The sequence below is a fragment of the Arthrobacter sp. UNCCL28 genome (assembly GCF_900102805.1).
In the GTDB taxonomy this organism is placed as follows: Bacteria; Actinomycetota; Actinomycetes; order Actinomycetales; family Micrococcaceae; genus Arthrobacter; species Arthrobacter nicotinovorans_A.
Map to the genome: position 1 here is coordinate 1 of NZ_FMWE01000011.1, position 21,356 is coordinate 21,356.

Consider the following 21,356-nt stretch of genomic DNA (forward strand, 5'->3'; position numbering starts at 1 on the left):
GCCGGGACATCCCCGCCGAACTCGCCCACATCGCAGAAGGCATCCAGGACTCCGGCACCACCCGCCAGGAAGCCTCCACCATCCTCGCCGCCCACAGCTAAACAGACCCGCCCTAAGCCGCGCCGCCATTAATGGCGGCGCGGCTTAGTCGTTTCCAGTGGCTGAGTCGGTTCTAATCCAGGTAGAAGCGGTTCCGGGCACCCATGTGATCCAGTTGGAAACACCAGGCGGCACGGCCTATGCCGGAGGTCGCTGCCTCCAGGCCGCGTTCCAGGGTGGGTATGTCAATAACGTGTTCGTCCGGAGCGAAGATAAATTCGTCCCCGGCATGGACCAGGCTCTTTTTAGTCTGGCTTTCCGTATATCCGTGGACGGATGGGCGGGTCCAAAAGATCCCCTTGCTGACAATCCTGGCCGGCACGCCTGCAGCGGTCGCATTTGAAGGGACGTTCTTGGTGATCAACGCCCGGGCAGCAAGAATGCTACCGGAACCAACCTTCGCTCCCTTGAGGAGAAGGGTGTCTTCCCCCAACCACACGTGGTCCCCTACCCAGATCGATTCGCTCGGATTGACGCGTTGGTGGTGCTCCACCGAGTAGATCAAATGAGGGTCGGCCGTTCGGAAAGCAACCCGTGATGAAAACATTGCATCCCGTCCGACGATCACATGCTTGCGTTCAGTGGGAAGGACGCGCGCTTCGGCCGTGAAGGTTGCGCCTGGTCCCAAGTAAAAAACGGATTCTTCGAACACGGTCACAATCAGCCTGAGGAAGCCATGGGACTTCCTTAGATGGATCACGGCGTCGTTGCCCAGAAAGCGGAGCCTGGTGTTGCGGAGCCTTGTTCCGTCCTCCACGAAAAGGACATTTCCGCTGCCGGCAAACTCCACACTTGATGATGTGAATTCGGAACCTGGTGTCTCTTTGAGATGCACCACATTGTCTTGAACCGCGGCGACGTCAGCGTAGGAGCGGATGATCTGGTTCTTTGGCGCTTGGGCACGGCTGGGTGAATCAGTGATGTCCTGCACCGGCCAACACCTCCTTGGAGGCGGCCTGCACAACACTGGCGTCCTCCCAATCGATGGCGGAAAGGACTTCAACGGCCTCGGGGTCTGCATCGGCATCGATCACAAGCAGCAACCGCCGTACCCCGGCAGCGATGACGAACCTCAAGGCTGCGATGTCCGCCAATGCCCAGCCATCGAGTGGTTGAACTACTGCCTTGAAGGCGGTCCGAGAGCTGCTGTCAGGGATCTCTGCAGTTACTGAATCTGTGGTGGCCGCGAAATGGATTTCCATGGTGTCTCCGTCACCGGCCAGGGCACGGCAGTCATAACGGAAGCGGGCGAGGGTGTCGCCGTCGAGTATTGCGTACTCTTGCGTGGTTTCTGTCTCAAGAGTCAGCGGCTGGAAACTAAGGCTCTTTTTCAGCACCCGGGTTCCTGGTTTGACCGCCGCAGGCAGAGCAGCCGTCCACGTGGTTCCACCGGGCGTCAGTGCAATGACCTCGGAGAGCTGATCGATGGGGTCGTAGGCGGGGCAAAGACTCTGCTCGCCTGCGGTGTACTTGACGAAATGGTAGGAGTGTTCCGTCATCAGCTGAAGGAACCGAGTTCGCCCTGAACTGCCGGCAACGAACCAGTTGGCCCCGGCGACCATGGAAGCTTCGGCGTCGATCCGGACCTGTACTTGTACGCTCTGGTCATATCGGAAAGTTCGCAATTCTTCGCAGGCGAACTCTTTGTCAATCGGGCCGCTGAGGAAGCTTCGCAAAATACACAACATGGCAGGCAGGGCGGACCTTGCGACGTCTGAGTGCCCGCCGTGGATGCGGTATTTGGAGAGATTGGGTATGTCGGATGCCAGTTCGATCAGTGAGTGATTGCTCAGCTCATCGGAATTCGTATAGAAGTAGTCAATCCTGCGTCCTTCCGCCAAGTACCTGCGGAGCCGCTCCTCTGGTTGTTCGACTTCGCGCAGAGCGGGATTCTGCAAGAGGTTGTCCCTGAAAAACGGCTTATTGAAGTAATACGGCAGGTTCATTTGCGGGACAGCCAGCAGCAACGCGGCCCGGGGATAATTCTCCGCGTAGTGGATGGCAATGGAACCACCCTTGGAAGCTCCGAAGAACAGCATCTCCTGGGCATCTATGTTGAACCGGCTCCGGAGCCCTTCAATGGCTCCCCCAACCCTGCTGTCCAGAGGCCTTCCCGAGTTGTCCACCATCATGTAGGAACCTGCCACCAGGTAACGGTCTTGGAAGCACACCATCAGGGTCTCTTGCAGGTCCACCTCAGTGAGGTCCTTAAGGTAGCTGACCGCATAGGAAATCCGGGTTGTTGAGGGGCCGAATCCCGGAAAGGTGATGAGCATTTTCTTCGGGTTTTTCGTGTTTCCCCGCAGGGAGTAGAACACGTCCCCGTGCTGCTCCACGCCGTACCGCTCGTCGTAGGCGAGCTGCTGTTGGGTGGTGAATGCTCCGCGCCCGATTTTCAATTCATATGGCACGTCGATATCGATCGTGAAGCGGGAGGGGTCCTCCGACGTGACCATGATGTTGCGGTATTCCAGAGGAAAGCCGCGGGCCGGAGGCTCAACCTGGTTTCCGTAGACTACTTTCCCATCCTGAAGGAGCCGGAACTGATGCCCCTTCCAAGCCTCCCAATTGCCCAGGGTCAGTTTCGCAAAGTAGACCCCCTGCGGGAGGCTCTCGGAGGCAACCCGGCGTATTCTTCCCTCCAGGCCTCTTGCCTTAATGATGCGCCGCACGGGCGAATCAGCGCGGGTCGCCAGGACTGCCCTGGCGACCTCCAGGCCGGCAGGCGAGTAGGCTGCCGCGCGGCCTGCTTTGGTGATGCTCCTTTTGAAGCCATGAACCAACGCCATCAGAGACTCAACATCCTTTCGACGATCTTTTCATTGATGCGTCCTGGATCCACGCCTTCAAAGAATCGTTCCCGGCGCCCGATGTACTCAGGATCGGTGACAGTGAATTCCTCCCGGACGATGTAATTGATCAACCCGGCGTGCTCATGGAACACCGGGCCCAGCCCCTCGTCGGCGTAGTCCAGACGGCTTTCATAGGGTTGGTCGTTGAAGAAGTCGGCTGCGTCCCAGTGGTAGTAGGCGATCGGTGTGCCCACGAATGCTGCGTCAAGGGCTGCTGAGCTGTAGTCGGTCACTACCCACTCGGCGGCACGGATCGCTTCCCGATAGCTCAATTCCGACTTCACGATGCGATCTGTGAACCTGAACTGACCGGCACGCTTTTCCACATTCGGATGCAGCTTCACATGCATTATCCGGTCAGTTTCCTCAAGGAACTTCAGGAGGGCGTGGTCCGACAGCAACGCGTCAATGGCTTGGAAATAGCTCGACTGGACAAAGTGCTCGGTGGAGGACTGGTGCAGGTTGAAGCGCCACGTTGGCATAAAGAGAAGATGCTGTTGCCCGAGGGTGTCGCGGCTCAAGGACTCGTAACGGGGCAATCCACTGTTCAGCGTTTCAACGGGGGCAAGTTTTTCCATGTATTCCGCCTCGATCCTGCCCGTGGCAATGAAGACATCGAAATACTTGGAGAGCACCCAGTCGGACATGTCATTGAGTTGGATTCCATGCTGAAGGTAGACAAAACGCGAGTTGGCGAAGGACTTGCCCCGATACCTGATGCTGTAGATCTGGGAGGATACGACGAGGTCCGATACAAGGAATTTCTCGTAGAACTCCTTGGTGAAGATTGAGATCAGCTTGAAGCCCTTGGCTTGAAGCCGATCCCAATCAGGCGACTTGGGGTTGATTGCGAAGTACGCCTGGTCGAACTCGGGGTGCTTTGCCGTGAAGTACTCGTACAAGTGCTCTGCGTTGTCATCCGCCTGAAAGGGCCGGTCGAAGAAGAGGATGGTCGAGGAAGGACGGATCGGCCGGTTATAGAAGTTGTAACTGCCGGGCCTGGCATGGCCGGACCTGAGATTGCGTGCCCGGTAGCACTTGTTGATGGTCAGGATTTCCTGGTCGAACAGCAACTCATACAGGGGCACCTCCCCGGCGCCGCCGTCATCAGTATTGGGCCGAAAAACCAGGTAGGCGTCCTTGGTACTCAATTGCTTGAAGAACTGCTTGCCGTCTGCCGGGTCGTCCAGCCAACGGATCCACGCGGCTTCGAAAGGCTGCAAGGTCTCCACCATGGCCAGCAGTTCCATCAGTTCGAAGCCGCAGATGAGGTCCCTCAAGTGGTTCAGGGAAATGGACGTCGCCTTCTGTCCCCGGATGCCCCTGAGAAACAGAGAAACGTAGCGCAGAACCTGCAGTCGGATTTCCTTGGAAGGAAGGGGCATCACCGGCATCAGGCGGCTGGCCTCTGCAGAAACCCTGAGGCCGGTTGCAGCCTTGGTGTCCGAGGCTGTAGAGAAACCCGTGATAAGTGGCCTGACCTTGGCTATGGACCAGTACATCCGGTAGCTGGTGTAGATGGCTGAACGATCCACATCCCCAAGCGCCTCCAGGGCATCGGACAATCTCCTGGTGTTGAAAGCACTGCCAAAGACATCGGTGTCGCGGGCGTAGTGGTAAGTGTCATCGAGCTTGGTTCCAGCCACATTCTTGGGGATGGGCCCTGTGTAGATGACAGGCTCCGCGAGATAGACAGTGCGCGACTTGAGGTACTCAAAGATCGTGGCGACGTAGTTCGCGGACAACAGGTGGGAAGTTCTCATAAAGATGACGTACTTGCTGTCGATTTCCCGGCAAAGCCTGGCAATGACGGGCGTTGTCAAGGACTCGGCCACATGGAGGACGGCGAAGTGGGATTCAAGCCGCAAGCGTGCAGCAATCAGTCGCCGGTACATGGCTGACTCGCGGTCGAGTTGTCCGGTTTCCTCAAGGACGATGGTGAGCAGTGGCGGCAAATCGGGCATGTGGTTCCTATGGGGATCGAACGGGGAATTGCGCAGTATCGAGTCACTCCGGCGCTTGGGAGTCACTTAAACGAAGTGACATGGCGGGCTGGATCATGACGAAGAAATCAAAAATGAATCGATGGCGCTCCGGCGCAGTTCCCCAAGGCGTCCGGTGTCCGGGCATGGATCACGTAGAATTAAGGCACTATGGCGAACTCCCCTGATTCCAGCAAATCGACCCCCTCGGCCGACGCCCCCAAGCGTGGGCTGTTCCAGCGCAAGCCCAAGGAAGCCAAGGCAAAGAAGCCCAGCCAACTGAAGCAGATCGCTGAAGTCTTCAAAATGACCCGGCGGAATGATCCCCAGGTTGTATGGATCATGGTGCTGGCATTCCTTGCTGTGGTGGCGGTCGCATTCCTGGTCGGCTTCCTCCTGGAGAACTGGGTCACCGGCCTGATCATTGGTATTCCACTGGGTCTTTTGGCGGCGGTCTTCATCCTTTCCCGAAGGGCCGAGAAAGCCGCCTTCGCGCAGATCGAGAACCAGCCCGGCGCCTCCGGCGCAGCCCTGGGAACCCTTCGCCGCGGTTGGGTCACCCAGGACCAGCCCGTAGCTGTCAACCCCCGCACACAGGACGCCGTCTTCATGGCGATAGGCCGCCCCGGTGTAGTACTTGTCAGCGAGGGCCCCACCCACCGCGTCAAGCCCCTCGTGGATGCAGAGCGCAAGCGCCTCGCCCGCATCCTCCCGAACGTCACCATCCACGTTCTGGAATCCGGGCGCGGAGAAGGCCAGGTGCCGCTGAACAAGCTGGCGAAGACCATGGGCAAGCTCAAGAACGAGCTCACCAAAATTGAGGTCAATGCCGTGAGCAAGCGCATCAACTCGCTGGGAAACCGCCTGCCGATTCCCAAGGGCATCGACCCCTACAAGGCCCGCCCTGACCGCAAGGCCGCACGCGGACGCTGACATTCTTCCTGGCAACAAAAATACTGCCCAACAAAAAACCGCCGCTCCCGATCCGGGCGCAGCGGTTTTTTGTTGGCTTTGTTCAGGGAGGAAACCCTACATCCGGATAAGGATCGTGTTCATGGCTTTGTCGTGGAGGCCACGCTGGTCGGGATCAAAGACAACTGCCGGTATGACCAAGCACAAAAGAATTGTCCGGACCAGCGCGGCCACGGGGCCTGCCGGGCCGCCTCCCAGGCGGACCACATGGATCCCAACGATCCGGTGCCCGATGCTGTAGCCCAAGGTGCCAATCAAAAGAATCTGCTCGGCAGCAAAAACTGCCAGCGTTGCCCATTGGTTTCCCCCAAAGGAAAAATTGCTGATGACCAACGCGATGGTCCAATCCACCATGATGGCCAGGATGCGGCGACCGGCGCGGGCGGTGGAGCCTGGGCCCGATTCGGGCAGCCCAAGCCTCTCGCCGGGGTATTTTGAGATTCCTGAAGTGTCCGGACCACTGAGCCAGGAGCCTATGTCTTTTCGATCAACCACCCCTCAAGCCTAACTGCTGGCATGCCTGCTGTCCGACTCACAGCGGCTTCGGAAAGGGACTGGCGACGGTGTTCAGGCGGCTGCAGTGTTCGCCCACCGGACCCGCTTGGACCAGAGGCAGTGAAGCCGACTACCGTTTACACAACAGATGATTCTGTAACCTGCCGGAAACAATACTGACACCCCCGGGAAATCCCATCTCCCTATGGTGGTATGAGTTGCCAGCCACCACTGCAAGGGGATGTTTTGTGTCTCCGGAGCTTTGGCATGGGCTGCACCACGCGGCCTTCCGGGCCTGTTACTTGATATGCATAAGGAGCATAGATGTTCAAGACTGCGGACGAAGTCCTCAAGTTCATCAAAGACGAAGACGTCAAATTCGTCGATATCCGCTTCACCGACCTTCCTGGTGTCCAGCAGCACTTCAATGTGCCGGCCAAGAGTGTCGACCTCGATTTCTTCGTCCACGGCCAGCTCTTCGACGGATCTTCCATCCGCGGCTTCCAGGGCATCGCCGAATCCGACATGCAGCTCATCCCGGATGTGACCTCGGCTTTCATCGACACCTTCCGCATCGAGAAGACACTCGCGCTGAACTTCTCCATCGTGAACCCCCGCACCGGTGATCCTTACCACCGCGATCCCCGTGGCGTAGCTGAGAAGGCTGAAGCGTACCTGGCATCCACCGGCATCGCCGATACCGCGTTCTTCGCTCCCGAAGCCGAGTTCTTCGTCTTCGATAACATCCAGTACGAGTCCTCCCCGCAGGGCAGCTTCTACAAGATCGACTCTGAAGAAGCCCACTGGAACACTGGCCGCAAGGAAGAGGGCGGCAACCTCGGTTACAAGACTCCGGTCAAGGGCGGTTACTTCCCGGTCTCCCCCACTGACAAGCAGGCCGACCTCCGCGATGCCATGTGCATCGAGCTGGACAAGGCAGGCCTCGAAGTTGAGCGCTCCCACCACGAGGTTGGATCCGCCGGCCAGGCTGAGATCAACTACAAGTTCACCACGCTGACCGCGGCTGCTGATGATCTGCAGAAGTTCAAGTACATCATCAAGAACACAGCAGATGCTTGGGGCAAGTCCGTTACCTTCATGCCGAAGCCTGTCTTCGGTGACAACGGCTCGGGCATGCACTGCCACCAGTCGCTGTGGAGCAACGGCGATCCCCTGTTCTATGACGAAAAGGGCTACGCAGGCCTCTCGGACATGGCCCGCTGGTACATCGGCGGCCTGCTGAAGCACTCCTCCGCGGTCCTGGCATTCACCAACCCGACGGTCAACTCCTACCGCCGCTTGGTCAAGGGCTTCGAAGCCCCCGTAAACATGGTTTACTCGCAGGGCAACCGCTCCGCAGGCATCCGCATCCCCATCACGGGCACCAACCCGAAGGCCAAGCGCATCGAGTTCCGCGCTCCGGACCCCTCCTCCAACCCGTACCTGGCGTTCGCCGCGCAGCTGATGGCCGGCATTGACGGTATCCGCAACCGCATCGAGCCGCCGGCTCCGATCGACAAGGACCTCTACGAGCTCCCCGCCGAGGAAGCCAAGGACATCCCCAAGGCTCCGGGCTCCCTGGAAGAAGCCCTCGAGGCCCTTCGCGAGGACAACGAGTTCCTCCAGGCCGGTGGCGTCTTCACCCAGGACCTCATCGATACTTGGATCGACTACAAGTACGAGAACGAGATCCGCCCGCTGTCTCTGCGCCCGAACCCCTACGAGTTCGAGCTCTACTACGGCGTCTAGCTAGATCACGCGGCAGAAGCGGGCATAGTCCGCAGACAGTCCGCAAGAATCAAGACACAGAAAGGCCGGCCCCAGGTTTAACCACCTGAGGGCCGGCCTTTTGTCCTTAACGAATTGCCATCTATGCACGCCGCTCCGCACGCGAACTGAGCCGATCCGCAAGGACGCTGGCAACGGCGGCGCGTGCCGTATCTTCCTTGTCAGGCCACATGTGCCCGTAGGTGTCGAGAGTTGTTTTGGCTGACGAGTGCCTAAGACTCTTCTGGACAACCTTCACATCAAGCCCTTGAGCTATAAGCAATGAAGCGAAGTAATGCCTGAGGTCATGGAACCGAAATCCCTCCGGAAGCCCCTTAACCGCGCTTCGAGCCTCGCGGAAATAGTGCTCAAGCCGATGCGGTGAAATGGAGCGACCCCACTCATTCGTCACCAACGTATCGCTTCCCCACCGAGAATGATTCACCGACAGCTCTAGGCAAAGGTTCTGAGGTATCGGGATCGGGTTTTTCGATTCCTCGGTCTTAAGCTCAACGCCGGGATACTGAATTGATGGCGTTATGATTCCCCGCATGAAATCCACGTCTGACACTCGCAGCGCCACGGCTTCTGCAATGCGCAGGCCAGCAAACGCAGCCAGGAGGATGGCGGGCTGTAGACCCGCTGGCATGGCGTCATGAAGCGCCCAGACCTGCTCGGTTGTCGCTACATAGGCTCGCTGCTTGCCAGCCTTGGGTGCAGTGCGTCGGCTCACTGGCGATTTAGGCAGCAGCCCGTCGTGGACCGCATCTGCAAACACCTGCCCTAGACGTGAGTGCAACGCGTAGACGGTCGAGTCCGCTAAACCCTCGTCACTTAACCGAGCAGTCCACGCCTTCACCTCGGACGGGCGCACACTCTTTAGTGCTCGCCCGCCAAAATCATGGTTGATTCGCTTCAAGTGCGTCTTTGCTTGACGAACCGTTGAGGGGCGGTTGTTTTCGTAGCCTCGGAGCCATACGCCGGACCATTCCTGAACTGTTGTGAGCGCTGCCTTAGGGTCCACATATGTCCCCGAGACGACAGATGCGGTCACCTCATTAAGCCAACGTTGGGCGTCAATCTTACGCGGAAAGTGTCGCGCATGTTCCTTGCCAGAGTCGTCCCTGTACCTGGCGCGCCATGAACCATTCTCACGCTTCTTTATGCTCGCCATTTCAGGACCGACTCCGGAGGCCGGCTGGTAGGCCCTCGCGTTCATCAGGTGTTTCAACACTCTCGGGGGCGGCAGTAACGTCTGCTAGCAATTGCTTTGCTTGCTCGCGCAGCTTTCCGAACGCCTCACGTAGGTCGTCGTCTTGCCATTCGTTGAGGTCAATGGGCTCGACAAATTCAACGAGCTCTCTTAGCTTTGCCCGTGTTTCCGCCAGATTGCCATAGGCCTCTGAAAGACGATTACGAGCCACGCGCACGTCTCCAATGACACCCGCCAGCCCTTGGACAATCGACGTTTCCACAGGAAGTGACACCATCGTTGCCACGTTGGAGCCCAAGGCTCTAGCGATCGCCCGAGCCTCACCCAACTTTATTGGACGGTCTCCCGACTCAATGCGCGAAATGGTTGTTTGGTGAAAGATCGGCCACCCGCCCTCGATAAGTCTTCGGCTGAGTTCTCCCTGTGACCAGCCCTTACGTTCCCGCAAAGCCCGCATGTTTTCGCGGAAACACTCCTCATCCACGTCTGGTGTTGGCAAGTTCATCATGGACAAACCTTCTCACCAATCAGCATTGACGGTCAACACAAACCAGCCTATGCTGATTAGTGAGGGAACAATCACGACTCGTAAGGACGACGACATGGAGACAATCAAGCTTTTGACCATGGCGGAGGTTTCGGACGCGCTGCGGATCCCCGTCAATACGCTTCGCTACTACCGCCATCTGGGCAAAGGCCCCAAAGCCGCCAAGTACGCGGGGCGAATTATGTACCGCGAGCAAGACGTAATCGACTGGGTAAACGCAGCATTCGAACAGGCCGACTAACAGCACAAATCAAGTACTCGCAATGAGTCAGCCCACCAAGCTGACGCGAGACCCCCGAATTGCTCTCTGGGAGGGAGCACAAGGGACGCATCATCAAATCCATCACAAATTCCGATCAAAGGTTTCATTCAAAATGAACAGCACCGCATTGACCGTGCCCACTGTCCGCCGCATGACGCAGGAGCAGGCCATCAAGCTTGCAGCTTTCGTAGTCACGATTCGCCCGGAGTGGTCAGCCGCACCAATCCGCGGGCTTCTCCAAGCCCACACCTACGGAACCCGAGGCGTGGAAGTCATCGAAGTTGAGGAACTAACGCGCCGCACCGTCGCCGCAGCGTTCACCTCAACACAGGAACAACTCACAGACCTCCCGGCAGAACCCGGAGTGATCATCAGCAGGAAGTAAACGACATCCAGGCCGGCGCGGGACATGAGCACCCCGCGCCGGCACAAGCCAGCACCGCCCACAACTTTTGTCCCGACCGAAACCAAGGACACCATGCACAGGCTCAGAACATACCGACCGACCAGCGCAAACGCGCAGCCATTCATTGGCACTAGCCGCTACATCAGCTTGGAGATGAAGCGGCACATCGAAACCACCGAAACGCCAGGGCTCCATGGATACTTTGGCGAGGTGGACGGGTGAACGACAAGCCATGGTTCAGCAAAGACCTCTACGAAGAAGACTCGGCACCAGCCCAGGATGCACCGCCCAAGGGTGGGCTGAAACTGCGGAGGGCGACAGAACTAAAACTGCCACCCCACACAAAATGGTTAGGCCGCGGCTGGCTACCCCGCAGGGAGATAACCGTTCTGGTTGGATCCGAGGGAATCGGCAAAAGCTTGCTGTGGATCCTAATGGCAATGCTTGTCACAACAGGCAAAGCCTTCCCGATGTTCAACTGGGCCGCGAGGAAACCCGCTGACGTAATCGTCATCGTCACTGAGGACTCAGCAAGTGAAGTCGAAGCACGGCTACGAACAGCAGGCGCCGACATCAGCAGAATCCACTTCTACTGCGCCGAGGACGACGGCACAGGCACCCCCGTATTTTCCACCGGCAACAACGGGGACATGCTGCTACTGCATGGGCTCATCGAACAGATGGACGAAAAGCCAGCATTCCTTGTCGTAGACGCATGGCTGGACACCGTGGCAGGGAACTTGAACATCAGGGACACTCAACAGGCCCGTTCAGCACTCCACCCTTGGAAGGATCTGGCAACCCGCCACGACCTCGCGGTTTTGCTCGTGACCCACACAAACCGGATGGACACGACCAGCACCCGTGACCTTATGGGCGGCACGGCAGCGCTGCGGCAGAAAGCTCGAATGGTGCTGTTCGCTGCACGCCCACCAGGGCAGGACGACAGCGGCCAATACCTCTGGGTAGGCCCGGACAAAGCCAACACAACAGGGATCGTGGACGCGGTGAAGTTCCAAGTTCGAGTTGAGCAGGTGCGGGACCAGACAGATGACGATCCAGGGACAACGGCGCTGTTAACGTCGCCCGCGTCGGCGCTCATGCCCATCGCTCACCTTCTTTCACAGTGGAAGCAGGCTGAGACTGAGGCAGAACGCAAGCCGTCGAAGTCCGAAGAAGCGGAAGCCTTGGTCAAGGCATTTGTGGAAGATGCGGGTGGATCCGCGCCGGCTGCGGACGTGAAGGACTACCTCCGCGACGAAGGCTACGGAAAGACCGCAGCAGAGAAAGCAATGAAGGCCTTAGGAACATCGGCGCCTACCGGGCCGGGACAACCCTGGATCTACTCCCTGAATCAGTCTTCCTACCAAGGGGGTCTATCTCAGGAGTCTAGGAACACTGAGAACACTAGGAACACTGAAACGGAATCTTCCACTGTTCCTAGTCTCCCTAGAGTTCTCACTTCCTACATACACACCTCAGCGGTTAGGAACACCGGCCCGGAGCCCTGCACGGTCTGCGGCGACATGCTGGACGACAACGAACACGGAAACCATCAGGAGTGCGCAGCGTGAAGACCTACCGGAAGCACAAATGCACCCGCCAGCACCGAACCTCCAAGACCTTCCTAGCCTGCGCCATACCGCGTCATCACTGGATTCGCGGCAAGGGAAACATAGCTCTCATAGCTTGGTGCGACGCCCCCAGCATCTCCCTCTGGACTAAAGCGGAAGACGCGGATGCATCCAAGGACTTCATAGACGCCGTTGGCTGCGGAGGTCGTTGCACGGGACGGCACGACATCATCCAGGTGCAAGGAGTCGCCGCATGAATGACGCCGAATTGGCCGTCTACTGGAAGTTTCAGGCGATGCATTTCAAGCGCCTCGCGGTCGCATACCAGCAAGAACTACTAGCACTCAAGAACACCCCGACGCGCGAGCGAAGCCACGGACGAGGCCTTCATCCCGATCCAACGGCAACGCGCGCTGTTCACAACGTCTCCCGTCAGCAGAAAGGGAAATAGCTATGGCTTACGACTGGACCGAAAAACAAATCATCACCTACGACTACCCCGCACAAAGCGCCGTTTGGAAACTGAAGTTTGAGCACGCTCAGCAGGAAGCCACGCACTGGATGCGCCGCGCAAAGGCTGCTGAGGCGCAGTTGTCCATGTACCAAGCCCGCGAAAGGACCCCAGTATGAGCGCCAGCGACTTCCTAGCTGACCCACGTGTAGCCGAGCACCTTGACCCCGAAATCCTCGTTTACCTGACAACCAACCTGCCAGCAGAAGGCGTCACAGCGGATGAGGAAGCAGGGCACTGGATCGCCCACATAGTCGCGCTACTCCAGCAGGTCCGTGAACTCAAGCAGCGTGTAAGGGAATTGGAGGCTGACGCATGACACGCCACCCTTATGGGTCCTTGGGGTATTGGAGGGCCATGGCTGAGGCAAGGCAAGCCATCCTCACCCGAGCACACAAGAAGCTCAGGTTGCTACAGCAGGAGTATGACCAAGTTGAGGCTGAGCTGCGGACCTATGTTGAGGGGCGTCGTTGAACCAGACCCCGACCTCGCCTAGGCCTCCTTTTCGTACCAAACCGCCGTAGCAAAGTCCGCGTCCCTGAACGGGCCGTCAGGATCCCCGGCGCCACCGCGATCACGCGAGGTGCCCGACCACTGATATTCACCGCCCGGATGAATTTGCGGGAAGTCTGATTCCTCAGCCTCGCTCTTCTCACCGTCGCGCGGGCCACCCTCATACCTGAATTTCTTACCCATGCCGACAACCGTAAACCCCGAACCATCGAAGGAACACCCAATGCCCCTGAATGACCCCACCGCACTTAACCCGCTTTACGAACTCGAACTCCAGGAACGCCCCCACCTTGTGGAAGCCGCCACCTCCGAAAGCCTCCCGCCAACCATGTGGGCGACCGGCGACCTGCCACCCTTCACAGCGTCCGGGCTAGACCCGGAAATGCTCCGCCACGTGCCCTGGCAGGCACGCCACGCAGCAGCAGCAGAACCCGACCGCGCCAAGGTTCTCGGCATGATCGAGAACTACCAGGGTGGCAATGAACAGGAAATCATTGGCATCGAACACGAAGGCCTTGCCGCATACCGTCAGCGCATGAACGACTGGCTCTCCGGCAAGAACCGCCCCAAAGACAAGCCACTCACCGCCGAAGAAGCAGATGAACTCTACAAGAGCGTCTACGGCGGATGATCTGGCCGCCACCCGTGACGGACAACACTGTCTTGGGAAACACGGAACGTCCGAATCAACCGGCGTGAAGACACATACCGGCTTCGAACCGTCAACTTATCCGGCGCCATCGTCCAAATAGACGCGCAGGGCAATTTCTTCTGCGAAGGGTGCCAAGACCTGTTCACCCTCCAAGAAGTCACCGCCCCAGGGTCCGGCCACATGGGCGGCAGACTACGCCCAGCCATGACCAGCCATCTGATCAACATCTACCCGGACGCGAACAACCAGTAATGCACGGGTCCTGAGCCTTTACACGACCAGGACCCGTGCACAGTCCAGCTCCATACTTCCAAACAGCCCGCTCATGGCGGGCTTTTTTGTACCCAAAATCAGACGAGGAGCCATCTTTGGCTATCGAAGTAACCCCACTTGGTTTCCAGAAACCGGACGGCAATGAGCCTGTCCGGAATGGGGACAACATCATCTCCGCCAACGCCCAGAAGGCTCAAGATTTGCACGCCTCGGCCAATGGTCGCCTCGGCGCTATCGAATCCGCAGCGACCGCCCTGACAACACGGGTGTCCACCGCTGAGGGAACCATCACCAGCAACGGAACCAGGCTCACAGCAACCGAATCCGTTGCGCTGCAAGCCGTCCCCCGGTTCAAGCCACTCACCGCATACGTTGCCGGTCAGCAGGTTGTTGCCCCGACCGGGGACATCGTTTCAGCCAAGATCGATTTCACTTCAGGCGCGTCGTACTCCGCTGCGAACTGGAATCTTTCGCGGTCGTTGCAGTTCCGCGGCAATCTGCCCGTCGGCGCTGACCTCAACACTTACTTTGGTATGGCCTACGCCGGTATCTGGGGCATCCCGTCCGCCACCATCTCCAACTCGCTCGTGAACGGCCCAGCAGACATTGCAGGCAAGGCTGGCGAGTTCATTGTTGAAGCGACTGACAACGGAATCACCTTCCACACCGTTAAAATCTATAGCTCCTTCTTCAAGTGGGTTGTCCGGGCATCTAACAACCTGCTGGGAACGTCCTATCAGACGTGGCGCAACATCATGTTCGATGACGGGTCAACGCTAAAGGTTTGGCCGGCGCTGACTACCGGCGCGGATGTTCATGCCCTGACAGTAGCGGGCGTGTACCCAGTGAACACGGGGACTGTCGCCGCGTCCCTTGTGAACGCCCCAACAGATCAGCCAGGGTTCGTCAGGGTGCTTGCCTCCACGAACGGCATCTACCACCGCGAGTACATCCAGTACGGGACGCTGAAAAAGTGGGAAGAAATAACCCAGTCCGTCACCTCCGGGGCACTCACCCCGTGGGCACAGACATGGCCCGCCGCCACTAGCGGCGGCGGAACAACCGTTGTCAGTGATGCAGGCCTGACGAACAGCATCCTGATCCAGGACTTCACCCGGCAAATGGGTGGGCGTAGGAAAGTTACAACGGCGACCATCGCGTTCCGCTTTGACCACGGGCTCAACAACTTTGACGCCTACGTCCGGGCCGAGATGGAAGCCCGCGGGTTCAAGTATTCACTGGCGCTGTGCAGCGGACAGTGGTCCCGTACGGAGAACAACCTCATCACGCCCTCCATGGTGAACGCATGGGTCACTGGCGGGCTCGCTGAAATTTGGAACCACTCCAAAGACCACGGATCCGGCGACAACTCCGAAGCCGCATGGAAAGCGGCGATCCTTGACGGGCTCACTGAGCTGCAAACCCAGATCCCCGCATGTGCCGGGAAGGTGTGGGGATTCGCTCCGCCAGGATCAGCGGGCACAGACTTCGGCGGATTCATCGACGGAACCACGCTGCCCCAGTTCTACGGGACTGACGGCGGCAGGTTCCTCCACTCCCTCCATGCGGTCATCGCCGGGTATATTGGCGCCACCAAGCGCTGGCAGGACGGGATGGTCCGTCAAGGATTGGGGCACATCACCTTGGATAGCCGCAGTCTTGCGCAGGTTCAGGCTGACATCACCGCAGCCCAGGCAGAGAAGCGGGCGTTGCAGTACATGCTCCACCCGTCTCTCATGAATAACGGCACCAACATGTCATCCGCCACTTGGGTGTCCATCCTTGATTACGTCAAGGCAGAAGAAACCGCTGGGCGGTTGAAGGTTGTCGGCCCATACGAACAACTGCTCTGTGATGTCACCTAAGGAGAGCGTGCCCGTAGCTGGAGAAAGCAGCTACGGGCACAACACCAACTATCCCTGATAGTTCTGTCCAGGTGGGTAAGGGTAAGGGCTTTGGTTCTGTGCGTACTGCTGCGGGGCCGGAACGTACACACCATCCATCTTTACCGGCACATAGAGGGCATCAATCTTGTACAACGCCCGATGCGCTGCAACAGCCAAGCAAATGAAACCAGCCACCCCAGCAGCACCACCAAGCAGCATCGCAAACACAGAACCAGCATCCGGCCCACTACTGAAATAAGAATTCGATGACGAGATAGCAGTCATCGCGCCCAACCATCCGACAACAGTGCCACCAATCGAGAGCCAAAACCCTGTCAAGAACAACCCAGCAGAACGCTTGAACTGCACGCTTCCCCCTCATCAACACAAAGCAACTCAGCAAAGGCTACAACGAGCGAACGAGTACGAGCTTGTATTACTAACCCTGCCGAAAGGTGGGGGCATACACCGACCCAGGAAGAACACCGCCACCGATGGTGAGCACCCTCGCAGTTCAAAGAACCTGAAATGTTGCCGGGCAACCCATACACGCGGGCACCCCTGGGGACATTCCCTTATGGCCACCCCTCATAAATCTGGCCGCCGGGGAGGGTGATTATCCTTTGTACGCTTTGGGGGATTTTTGCTCAGGAACCGTTACGGCCCGGCCTCGGGCGTAATCGCAACGACTGGGGCTGCCTTCACGGAAAGCTTCTTGACTATCCCAATGATGAGGGCGGGCACGCTTGTGACCAGGGCAACCAGGGCAATCAGCATCAAGGGCGGGAACTGGGCAGCAGCGTAAACAAATACGAGAACCCAGCCCAACGGGAAGGAAATCACCGCATAAATGAGCGGAGTGCTTCCCGGCTTCCGCCCCTGTTCCCGGTACGCAGCAAGGGCGATACATATCGCCACGGCTCCAACGACGAGAAGTATCACCAATGCAGTAGTCAGCACGGCAACAGCACCACCCGTTACGCGACCAAAGGCAATCATCATGATGATCGACAAAACGATGCCAGCAATCGCAACAAGACCTGAAATCTTGAACAGCTTCCCCTGATTATTCATGTCGCAACTGTAACCGTGAACACCACACAAAAGAACATGACCCAAACGAAAGAAGAAACATGCCCAGAGCAAAGAAGATTTGCGCTCACCCAAGCTGCCCGACCATTGCTGACGGAAGCTACTGCCTGCAACACAAACGCGAACGAGACAAAGCACGAGGTTCACGAGAAGCGAGAGGATACAACCATTCTCACGGCCAACTACGAGAGCAATGGATCCCCAGAGTAGCAACAGGGAACGTGAGCTGCGCCAAGTGCAACCAACCCATCAGCTCAGACGCTGAGTGGCACCTTGGACACACAAACGACAGGACGGCATGGACAGGGCCAGAGCACGCACACTGCAACCTCAGCGACGCAGGCAAACGAAGGCACCTAACCACCTGACACGGTGGGCTATAACCCCTTACCCCACCCCTTCCAGCTCCACCGATGGTGAGGGCAAAAAAGAGTGCGCCAACCGCTCAACCTCAATCACGATCTGAAAGGAGACCCCTTGTGGGTACTCAGAGAAACATGACTAAGCCCAATTCGAGGGCTTACAGGCCGCAGTCCGCGGCTATTCGCGCTGCACTGGTGGAGCTGCCAGCAGAGGGGTGCACAGAAACCGTTCCGGACCTTCCGAGGTCGCGGGAGTGGACGGATGTGGAACAGGCCCGGTGGACTGAGCTTTGGGAGTCGCCGCAGGCTACTCAATGGGATGAATCTTGCCGCGGGACGGTTGCTTTGTTGGTGGCTTATGAATCCAGGCTGCTTTCGGGCACCGAGGGCGGCACTGCTTGGGTGGCTCAGGAGTGCCGGTACGCGTCAGAAGCCCTTGGCTTAACCCCTAAGGCCATGGCAACTCTTGGGTGGAGAATCGCTGATGGTAAGCAGTAGAAGGGCCGCTAGGGGCCGTCCAGTGGCATCTGTTGAGGTGCATCCGAACCGCATTACACAACAGAGTTTCCAGTCCCCCCTGTTTGGTTTAGTCAGAGCCTGGTTCAGGGGCGGCATTGTTTACCGCGTGAAGATCGCTGGCCGTCCTTACGGCTGGGGTGAAGGCCCCGAGGTCTGGGCTGCTGTGCATGATGGCACCTTCCGGCCTGAGGATTTCGGGAACCACAACCAGAGTTCCAACTACTAGTACCTAGTTCTCTATTGAAGAGGACCGATTGACTCTGCCGGCTGATTTCGGCACAAATGACAAGCCCGCTCATGGCGGGTTTTTTCATGCCCTGGGACAGGTGTCGCCTGCCTCTTAGGGCTTCGAAAGAGGTGGTCCCCATCGCGGATCGATCTATCAGTATCGCCCTTGAGGCGAAAGTAACCGACTTTGTGTCGGGAATGAAAACAGCGGCGAAGTCCGCGGAGGATTTCGCGTCCCGGACTGCCAAGTTCGCTCGCGACAATGAACAACATTTTGACCGCGTTGGTAGGGCGTCGATGGTGTTCGGCGGCGCTTTGCTGGCTGGTTTCGCCTTGGCTGTGAAGCAGTTCATGGAGTTCGACGCAGCGATGTCCCAAGTCCAAGCGTCAACTCACGAGACTGCCGCGAACATGGAGTTGCTGCGTAACGCGGCTATTGATGCCGGCGCTGACACGTCGTTTTCAGCGAAGGAAGCGGCTCAGGCTATTGATGAGCTTGCTAAGGCTGGTGTTTCCACGAAGGACATCCTGAACGGTGGCCTCAAGGGTGCAATGTCGTTGGCTGCTGCCGGGTCGTTGGAGGTCGCTGATGCTGCGGAAATCGCGGCAACGGCACTGACGCAATTTAAGCTGTCAGGTCAGGACATTCCGCACCTCGCAGATTTGCTTGCAGCGGGCGCCGGCAAGGCACAGGGGTCGGTGGAAGACATCGGCAACGCTTTGAAGCAGTCCGGCCTTGTGGCTGCCCAATTTGGTTTGTCCGTTGAGGACACGACCGGAACGCTTGCCGCTTTCGCTTCCGCAGGGTTGACCGGCTCTGATTCCGGTACGTCGTTCAAGACAATGCTGTTGTCCCTCGCTAAGCCGGCGAAGGAAACCCAGAGCCTCATGAATGAGCTGGGCATCTCAGCTTATGACGCTCAAGGCGACTTCGTTGGGATAACGAACCTTGCTGAGCAGTTGAAGTCGAAGCTTGGCGGGTTGACTCAGGCGCAGCGTGACGCTGCTCTTGCCCAGATTTTCGGTACTGACGCTATCCGTGGCGCGAATGTTCTGTATGAGCAGGGCGCTTCGGGCATTCAAGGTTGGATCGATAAGGTCAACGAGGCAGGCTACGCGGCTGTTACAGCCTCGATCAAGCAGGACAACCTCGCTGGCGACCTTGAGAAGCTGGGCGGGTCGTTCGATTCGGTCCTAATTAAGGGCGGCTCGGGCGCGGCTCAGGCTTTGCGCGGGATCGTACAAGGTGCTGAGGATCTGATCGACGCTATCGGGAAGATACCAACCCCGATCCTGAACGCCGCTGTTGGTATCGCCGGCATGGCCGGTGGTGCTTTGCTGTTGGGCGGCGCTTTACTGACCGCGCTGCCCCGGTTGGTTGAGTTTCATGCATCGTTGAACAGGATCGCGCCGGCTGGGTCGCGGGCTCGGACGTCCATCACGAATGTTGGCAAGGCTGCTGGTGGGGCTGCTGCATTGCTTATCGCTTTGCAGGCTGCCTCGGCGGTGTTCAGCGAGAAGCACACGAAGTCTGCTGAGGACTACGGGCAGGCACTACTCAAGGTCCAAGACCTCGCTCGGTCCGGCGCCGCCTCACTTTCTGGGCTTGATTCTGCTTTCCAGGATCTGGACAGTCTTGCCGGCATCGCGCCGGGGATTGATAACGCCGCTGATGCCATTAAGCGGCTGACCAACCAGAACTTCACCGATGTCACCTTGAACAAGGGTCTTGACGGCTTCCGCGAGTGGGTCACTGGCTCAAAGGGCGATATTGGACAGCTTGAGGACCGGATGAAGGGCCTAGGCGAACAGATGGGCAGCCTCGCGAAGAATGGGGCTGCGGACACTGCGGCGAAGTCCTTCCAGGCATTGACCGCCGAGTTCCAGAAGAACGGCAAGAGTGCCAAGGACGCCCTTGAGTACCTTCCGGGCTACAAGGATGCGCTGCTTTCCCTCGCTAACCAGTCTGGACAGACGCTCACGGAGCAGGAACTTCTGGACTTTGCCATGGGCAAGATTCCGGATTCCATGAAGGTAGCGGGCGACTCAGTGGAGACTTACACGACGAAAGTTGGTAATGCGGCTCCACTGACTGAGGAAATGTCTTCAGCTCTCGAAGGTGTGGGGCTCAGTGCTGCCGGCGCTATCACGAACATCGAGGCATTCACTGCTTCCCTGTTCGCAGCGGGCATCTTGTCATTGTCAGCTTCTGACGCGGCGATTGCCTATCAGGATGCAATAGACAAGCTCACCGAGTCCGTCACTGCTAATGGCACGACGTTGGACATCAACACTGCTGCTGGTCGCGCGAATCAATCAGCCTTCAACGATGTTGCGCAAGCTGCCATGACCTCGGCTGCGGCAACGGCAGAGGAAACCCTGAAAACGCAAGGGTCCGCTGCCGCCCAGCAGACCCTACAAGCTGGTCTGCGCACTAGTTACAACGACCTCATAGCGGCGGCTGGACAGTTCGGCATTACGGGCGATGCTGCCGACACGATGGCGCGAAAAGCTCTGGGCATCCCGAAGAACGTCAACATTGACGCCTGGATTGCTGACCATGCCACCACAACGCTGGACTCCATCAAGGGTAAGGCTGAGGGCCTGGATGGCAGGCAGGTCAGGATCGGCATTTACACGACCGAGTATTTCGACAGTGTTGACCGCCGATCCACCGCCCCTGATCTGAATGGCGGGGCGTCTGGTACTGGGCGCATGGGGTCCTACGCCGCTGGCGGTCGCGTCTTCGGACCCGGCACAACAACGTCAGATTCGATTGATGCCCGCCTGTCAAAGGACGAGTACGTTCTAACTGCTAAGGCTGCTCAAAAGATCGGGTACGACAACCTCGACCGCATGAACGGCGGGGACGTTACCCCGATCAGGCCCATGGGCTACCAGTATGCGCCGGCTGCTGCGCCAGCGAGGTCAGTTGTAGCGGCTCCTGCTGTTGCTTCTAGCCCGACTCAGATGACAGGAACATTGATCTTGGACTCTGGGCAGGTGTTCGGCACGTTCCGGGGGGTTGCTACGGAAGTTGCGTCTGGTGTTGTCAAGGACGCGGATTCTAATTCCCCGTTTATCCGAAGGGGGCGGTAGGCGGCATCGGGGGTCGTCACTCGGCGTTGGTTGCGTTCTGTCGCAACCAACG

General features: G+C 58.3%; 20 protein-coding genes. 11 read left to right on the forward strand and 9 right to left on the reverse strand.

Annotated elements, in window-relative coordinates; all coding sequences use genetic code 11:
• Positions 1–172 precede the first annotated feature (172 nt).
• From BLQ01_RS20320 to BLQ01_RS20330, 3 genes are read right to left on the reverse strand one after another with little or no spacing between them, the layout of a single operon-like run.
• Entirely contained in the window at positions 173–1,030 is an 858-nt protein-coding gene (locus tag BLQ01_RS20320) for an acyltransferase (protein ID WP_051421660.1), read from the reverse strand.
• Positions 1,014–2,888, reverse strand: a complete 1,875-nt coding sequence (locus tag BLQ01_RS20325; RefSeq protein WP_091554001.1) for an alpha/beta hydrolase family protein — start codon at positions 2,886–2,888, stop codon at positions 1,014–1,016. Before BLQ01_RS20325 ends, BLQ01_RS20320 begins: the two co-directional genes overlap by 17 nt.
• Positions 2,888–4,915, reverse strand: coding sequence for a CDP-glycerol glycerophosphotransferase family protein (locus BLQ01_RS20330; protein WP_091554004.1), 2,028 nt, complete (start codon positions 4,913–4,915; stop codon positions 2,888–2,890). The genes BLQ01_RS20325 and BLQ01_RS20330 overlap by 1 nt, the downstream gene beginning before the upstream one ends.
• A gap of 189 nt (positions 4,916–5,104) precedes the next feature.
• Between BLQ01_RS20330 and BLQ01_RS20335 the strand changes: the two genes are divergently transcribed.
• Positions 5,105–5,866 carry a DUF4191 domain-containing protein gene (locus BLQ01_RS20335; RefSeq protein WP_026542536.1) on the forward strand — a complete coding sequence of 254 codons (762 nt, stop codon included), beginning with the start codon at positions 5,105–5,107 and terminating at the stop codon, positions 5,864–5,866.
• A gap of 96 nt (positions 5,867–5,962) precedes the next feature.
• On the opposite strand, the gene BLQ01_RS20340 is transcribed toward BLQ01_RS20335, so the two are convergent.
• Positions 5,963–6,400, reverse strand: coding sequence for an RDD family protein (locus tag BLQ01_RS20340; RefSeq protein ID WP_091554006.1), 438 nt, complete (start codon positions 6,398–6,400; stop codon positions 5,963–5,965).
• A gap of 324 nt (positions 6,401–6,724) precedes the next feature.
• On the opposite strand from BLQ01_RS20340, the gene glnA reads away from it, so the two are divergent.
• Positions 6,725–8,149: a type I glutamate--ammonia ligase gene (gene glnA / locus BLQ01_RS20345; RefSeq protein WP_024820496.1), complete on the forward strand. Its 1,425-nt coding sequence runs from the start codon at positions 6,725–6,727 to the stop codon at positions 8,147–8,149.
• A 121-nt stretch (positions 8,150–8,270) separates the two neighbouring features.
• Here glnA and BLQ01_RS20350 read toward each other — a convergent pair whose 3' ends face one another.
• Together BLQ01_RS20350 and BLQ01_RS20355 are read right to left on the reverse strand one after the other, a co-directional pair.
• Complete coding sequence (locus tag BLQ01_RS20350; RefSeq protein WP_254779554.1) at positions 8,271–9,086, reverse strand: tyrosine-type recombinase/integrase; 816 nt, start codon at positions 9,084–9,086, stop codon at positions 8,271–8,273.
• A 256-nt stretch (positions 9,087–9,342) separates the two neighbouring features.
• Positions 9,343–9,888: a helix-turn-helix domain-containing protein gene (locus tag BLQ01_RS20355; RefSeq protein WP_091554009.1), complete on the reverse strand. Its 546-nt coding sequence runs from the start codon at positions 9,886–9,888 to the stop codon at positions 9,343–9,345.
• A 94-nt stretch (positions 9,889–9,982) separates the two neighbouring features.
• Between BLQ01_RS20355 and BLQ01_RS20360 the strand changes: the two genes are divergently transcribed.
• From BLQ01_RS20360 to BLQ01_RS20390, 6 genes are all read left to right on the forward strand, one after another.
• Positions 9,983–10,168: a helix-turn-helix domain-containing protein gene (locus tag BLQ01_RS20360; protein WP_091554121.1), complete on the forward strand. Its 186-nt coding sequence runs from the start codon at positions 9,983–9,985 to the stop codon at positions 10,166–10,168.
• 133 nt (positions 10,169–10,301) lie between these two features.
• Positions 10,302–10,574 (forward strand): hypothetical protein, encoded by a 273-nt coding sequence (locus BLQ01_RS20365; RefSeq protein WP_139183524.1) that lies wholly within the window; start codon positions 10,302–10,304, stop codon positions 10,572–10,574.
• A gap of 239 nt (positions 10,575–10,813) precedes the next feature.
• Entirely contained in the window at positions 10,814–12,169 is a 1,356-nt protein-coding gene (locus BLQ01_RS20375) for an AAA family ATPase (protein WP_175493506.1), read from the forward strand.
• 253 nt (positions 12,170–12,422) lie between these two features.
• Entirely contained in the window at positions 12,423–12,620 is a 198-nt protein-coding gene (locus BLQ01_RS20385; RefSeq protein WP_091554023.1) for a hypothetical protein, read from the forward strand.
• Positions 12,621–12,622: 2 nt separating this feature from the next.
• Positions 12,623–12,799 (forward strand): hypothetical protein, encoded by a 177-nt coding sequence (locus tag BLQ01_RS22475; RefSeq protein WP_175493507.1) that lies wholly within the window; start codon positions 12,623–12,625, stop codon positions 12,797–12,799.
• On the forward strand, positions 12,796–12,999 hold the full coding sequence (locus tag BLQ01_RS20390; protein ID WP_091554025.1) for a hypothetical protein: 204 nt from the start codon (positions 12,796–12,798) through the stop codon (positions 12,997–12,999). The genes BLQ01_RS22475 and BLQ01_RS20390 overlap by 4 nt, the downstream gene beginning before the upstream one ends.
• Positions 13,000–13,172: 173 nt before the next feature.
• On the opposite strand, the gene BLQ01_RS20395 is transcribed toward BLQ01_RS20390, so the two are convergent.
• Positions 13,173–13,376, reverse strand: a complete 204-nt coding sequence (locus BLQ01_RS20395) for a hypothetical protein (RefSeq protein ID WP_139183525.1) — start codon at positions 13,374–13,376, stop codon at positions 13,173–13,175.
• A gap of 40 nt (positions 13,377–13,416) precedes the next feature.
• On the opposite strand from BLQ01_RS20395, the gene BLQ01_RS20400 reads away from it, so the two are divergent.
• Both BLQ01_RS20400 and BLQ01_RS20405 read left to right on the forward strand, forming a co-directional pair.
• Positions 13,417–13,824, forward strand: coding sequence for a hypothetical protein (locus BLQ01_RS20400; RefSeq protein ID WP_091554030.1), 408 nt, complete (start codon positions 13,417–13,419; stop codon positions 13,822–13,824).
• Between the two features lie 389 nt (positions 13,825–14,213).
• Positions 14,214–15,983, forward strand: coding sequence for a pyocin knob domain-containing protein (locus tag BLQ01_RS20405; protein ID WP_091554033.1), 1,770 nt, complete (start codon positions 14,214–14,216; stop codon positions 15,981–15,983).
• Positions 15,984–16,031: 48 nt separating this feature from the next.
• Here the strand turns inward: BLQ01_RS20405 and BLQ01_RS22235 are convergent, their stop codons facing one another.
• Positions 16,032–16,373, reverse strand: a complete 342-nt coding sequence (locus BLQ01_RS22235; protein ID WP_139183526.1) for a hypothetical protein — start codon at positions 16,371–16,373, stop codon at positions 16,032–16,034.
• A 288-nt stretch (positions 16,374–16,661) separates the two neighbouring features.
• Positions 16,662–17,243, reverse strand: a complete 582-nt coding sequence (locus BLQ01_RS20410; RefSeq protein WP_139183527.1) for a hypothetical protein — start codon at positions 17,241–17,243, stop codon at positions 16,662–16,664.
• 1,091 nt (positions 17,244–18,334) lie between these two features.
• On the opposite strand from BLQ01_RS20410, the gene BLQ01_RS20425 reads away from it, so the two are divergent.
• Positions 18,335–21,304, forward strand: coding sequence for a phage tail tape measure protein (locus tag BLQ01_RS20425; RefSeq protein WP_175493508.1), 2,970 nt, complete (start codon positions 18,335–18,337; stop codon positions 21,302–21,304).
• The last annotated feature ends 52 nt before the right edge of the window (positions 21,305–21,356 follow it).

Bases quoted from the DNA above. Each gene is read 5' to 3' on its own strand.
- BLQ01_RS20325 (WP_091554001.1), bottom strand. From the start codon at position 2,888: ATGGCGTTGGTTCATGGCTTCAAAAGGAGCATCACCAAAGCAGGCCGC.
- BLQ01_RS20330 (WP_091554004.1), bottom strand. From the start codon at position 4,915: ATGCCCGATTTGCCGCCACTGCTCACCATCGTCCTTGAGGAAACCGGA.
- BLQ01_RS20335 (WP_026542536.1), top strand. From the start codon at position 5,105: ATGGCGAACTCCCCTGATTCCAGCAAATCGACCCCCTCGGCCGACGCC.
- glnA (WP_024820496.1), top strand. From the start codon at position 6,725: ATGTTCAAGACTGCGGACGAAGTCCTCAAGTTCATCAAAGACGAAGAC.
- BLQ01_RS20355 (WP_091554009.1), bottom strand. From the start codon at position 9,888: ATGATGAACTTGCCAACACCAGACGTGGATGAGGAGTGTTTCCGCGAA.
- BLQ01_RS20360 (WP_091554121.1), top strand. From the start codon at position 9,983: ATGGAGACAATCAAGCTTTTGACCATGGCGGAGGTTTCGGACGCGCTG.
- BLQ01_RS20365 (WP_139183524.1), top strand. From the start codon at position 10,302: ATGAACAGCACCGCATTGACCGTGCCCACTGTCCGCCGCATGACGCAG.
- BLQ01_RS20385 (WP_091554023.1), top strand. From the start codon at position 12,423: ATGAATGACGCCGAATTGGCCGTCTACTGGAAGTTTCAGGCGATGCAT.
- BLQ01_RS22475 (WP_175493507.1), top strand. From the start codon at position 12,623: ATGGCTTACGACTGGACCGAAAAACAAATCATCACCTACGACTACCCC.
- BLQ01_RS20390 (WP_091554025.1), top strand. From the start codon at position 12,796: ATGAGCGCCAGCGACTTCCTAGCTGACCCACGTGTAGCCGAGCACCTT.
- BLQ01_RS20395 (WP_139183525.1), bottom strand. From the start codon at position 13,376: ATGGGTAAGAAATTCAGGTATGAGGGTGGCCCGCGCGACGGTGAGAAG.
- BLQ01_RS20400 (WP_091554030.1), top strand. From the start codon at position 13,417: ATGCCCCTGAATGACCCCACCGCACTTAACCCGCTTTACGAACTCGAA.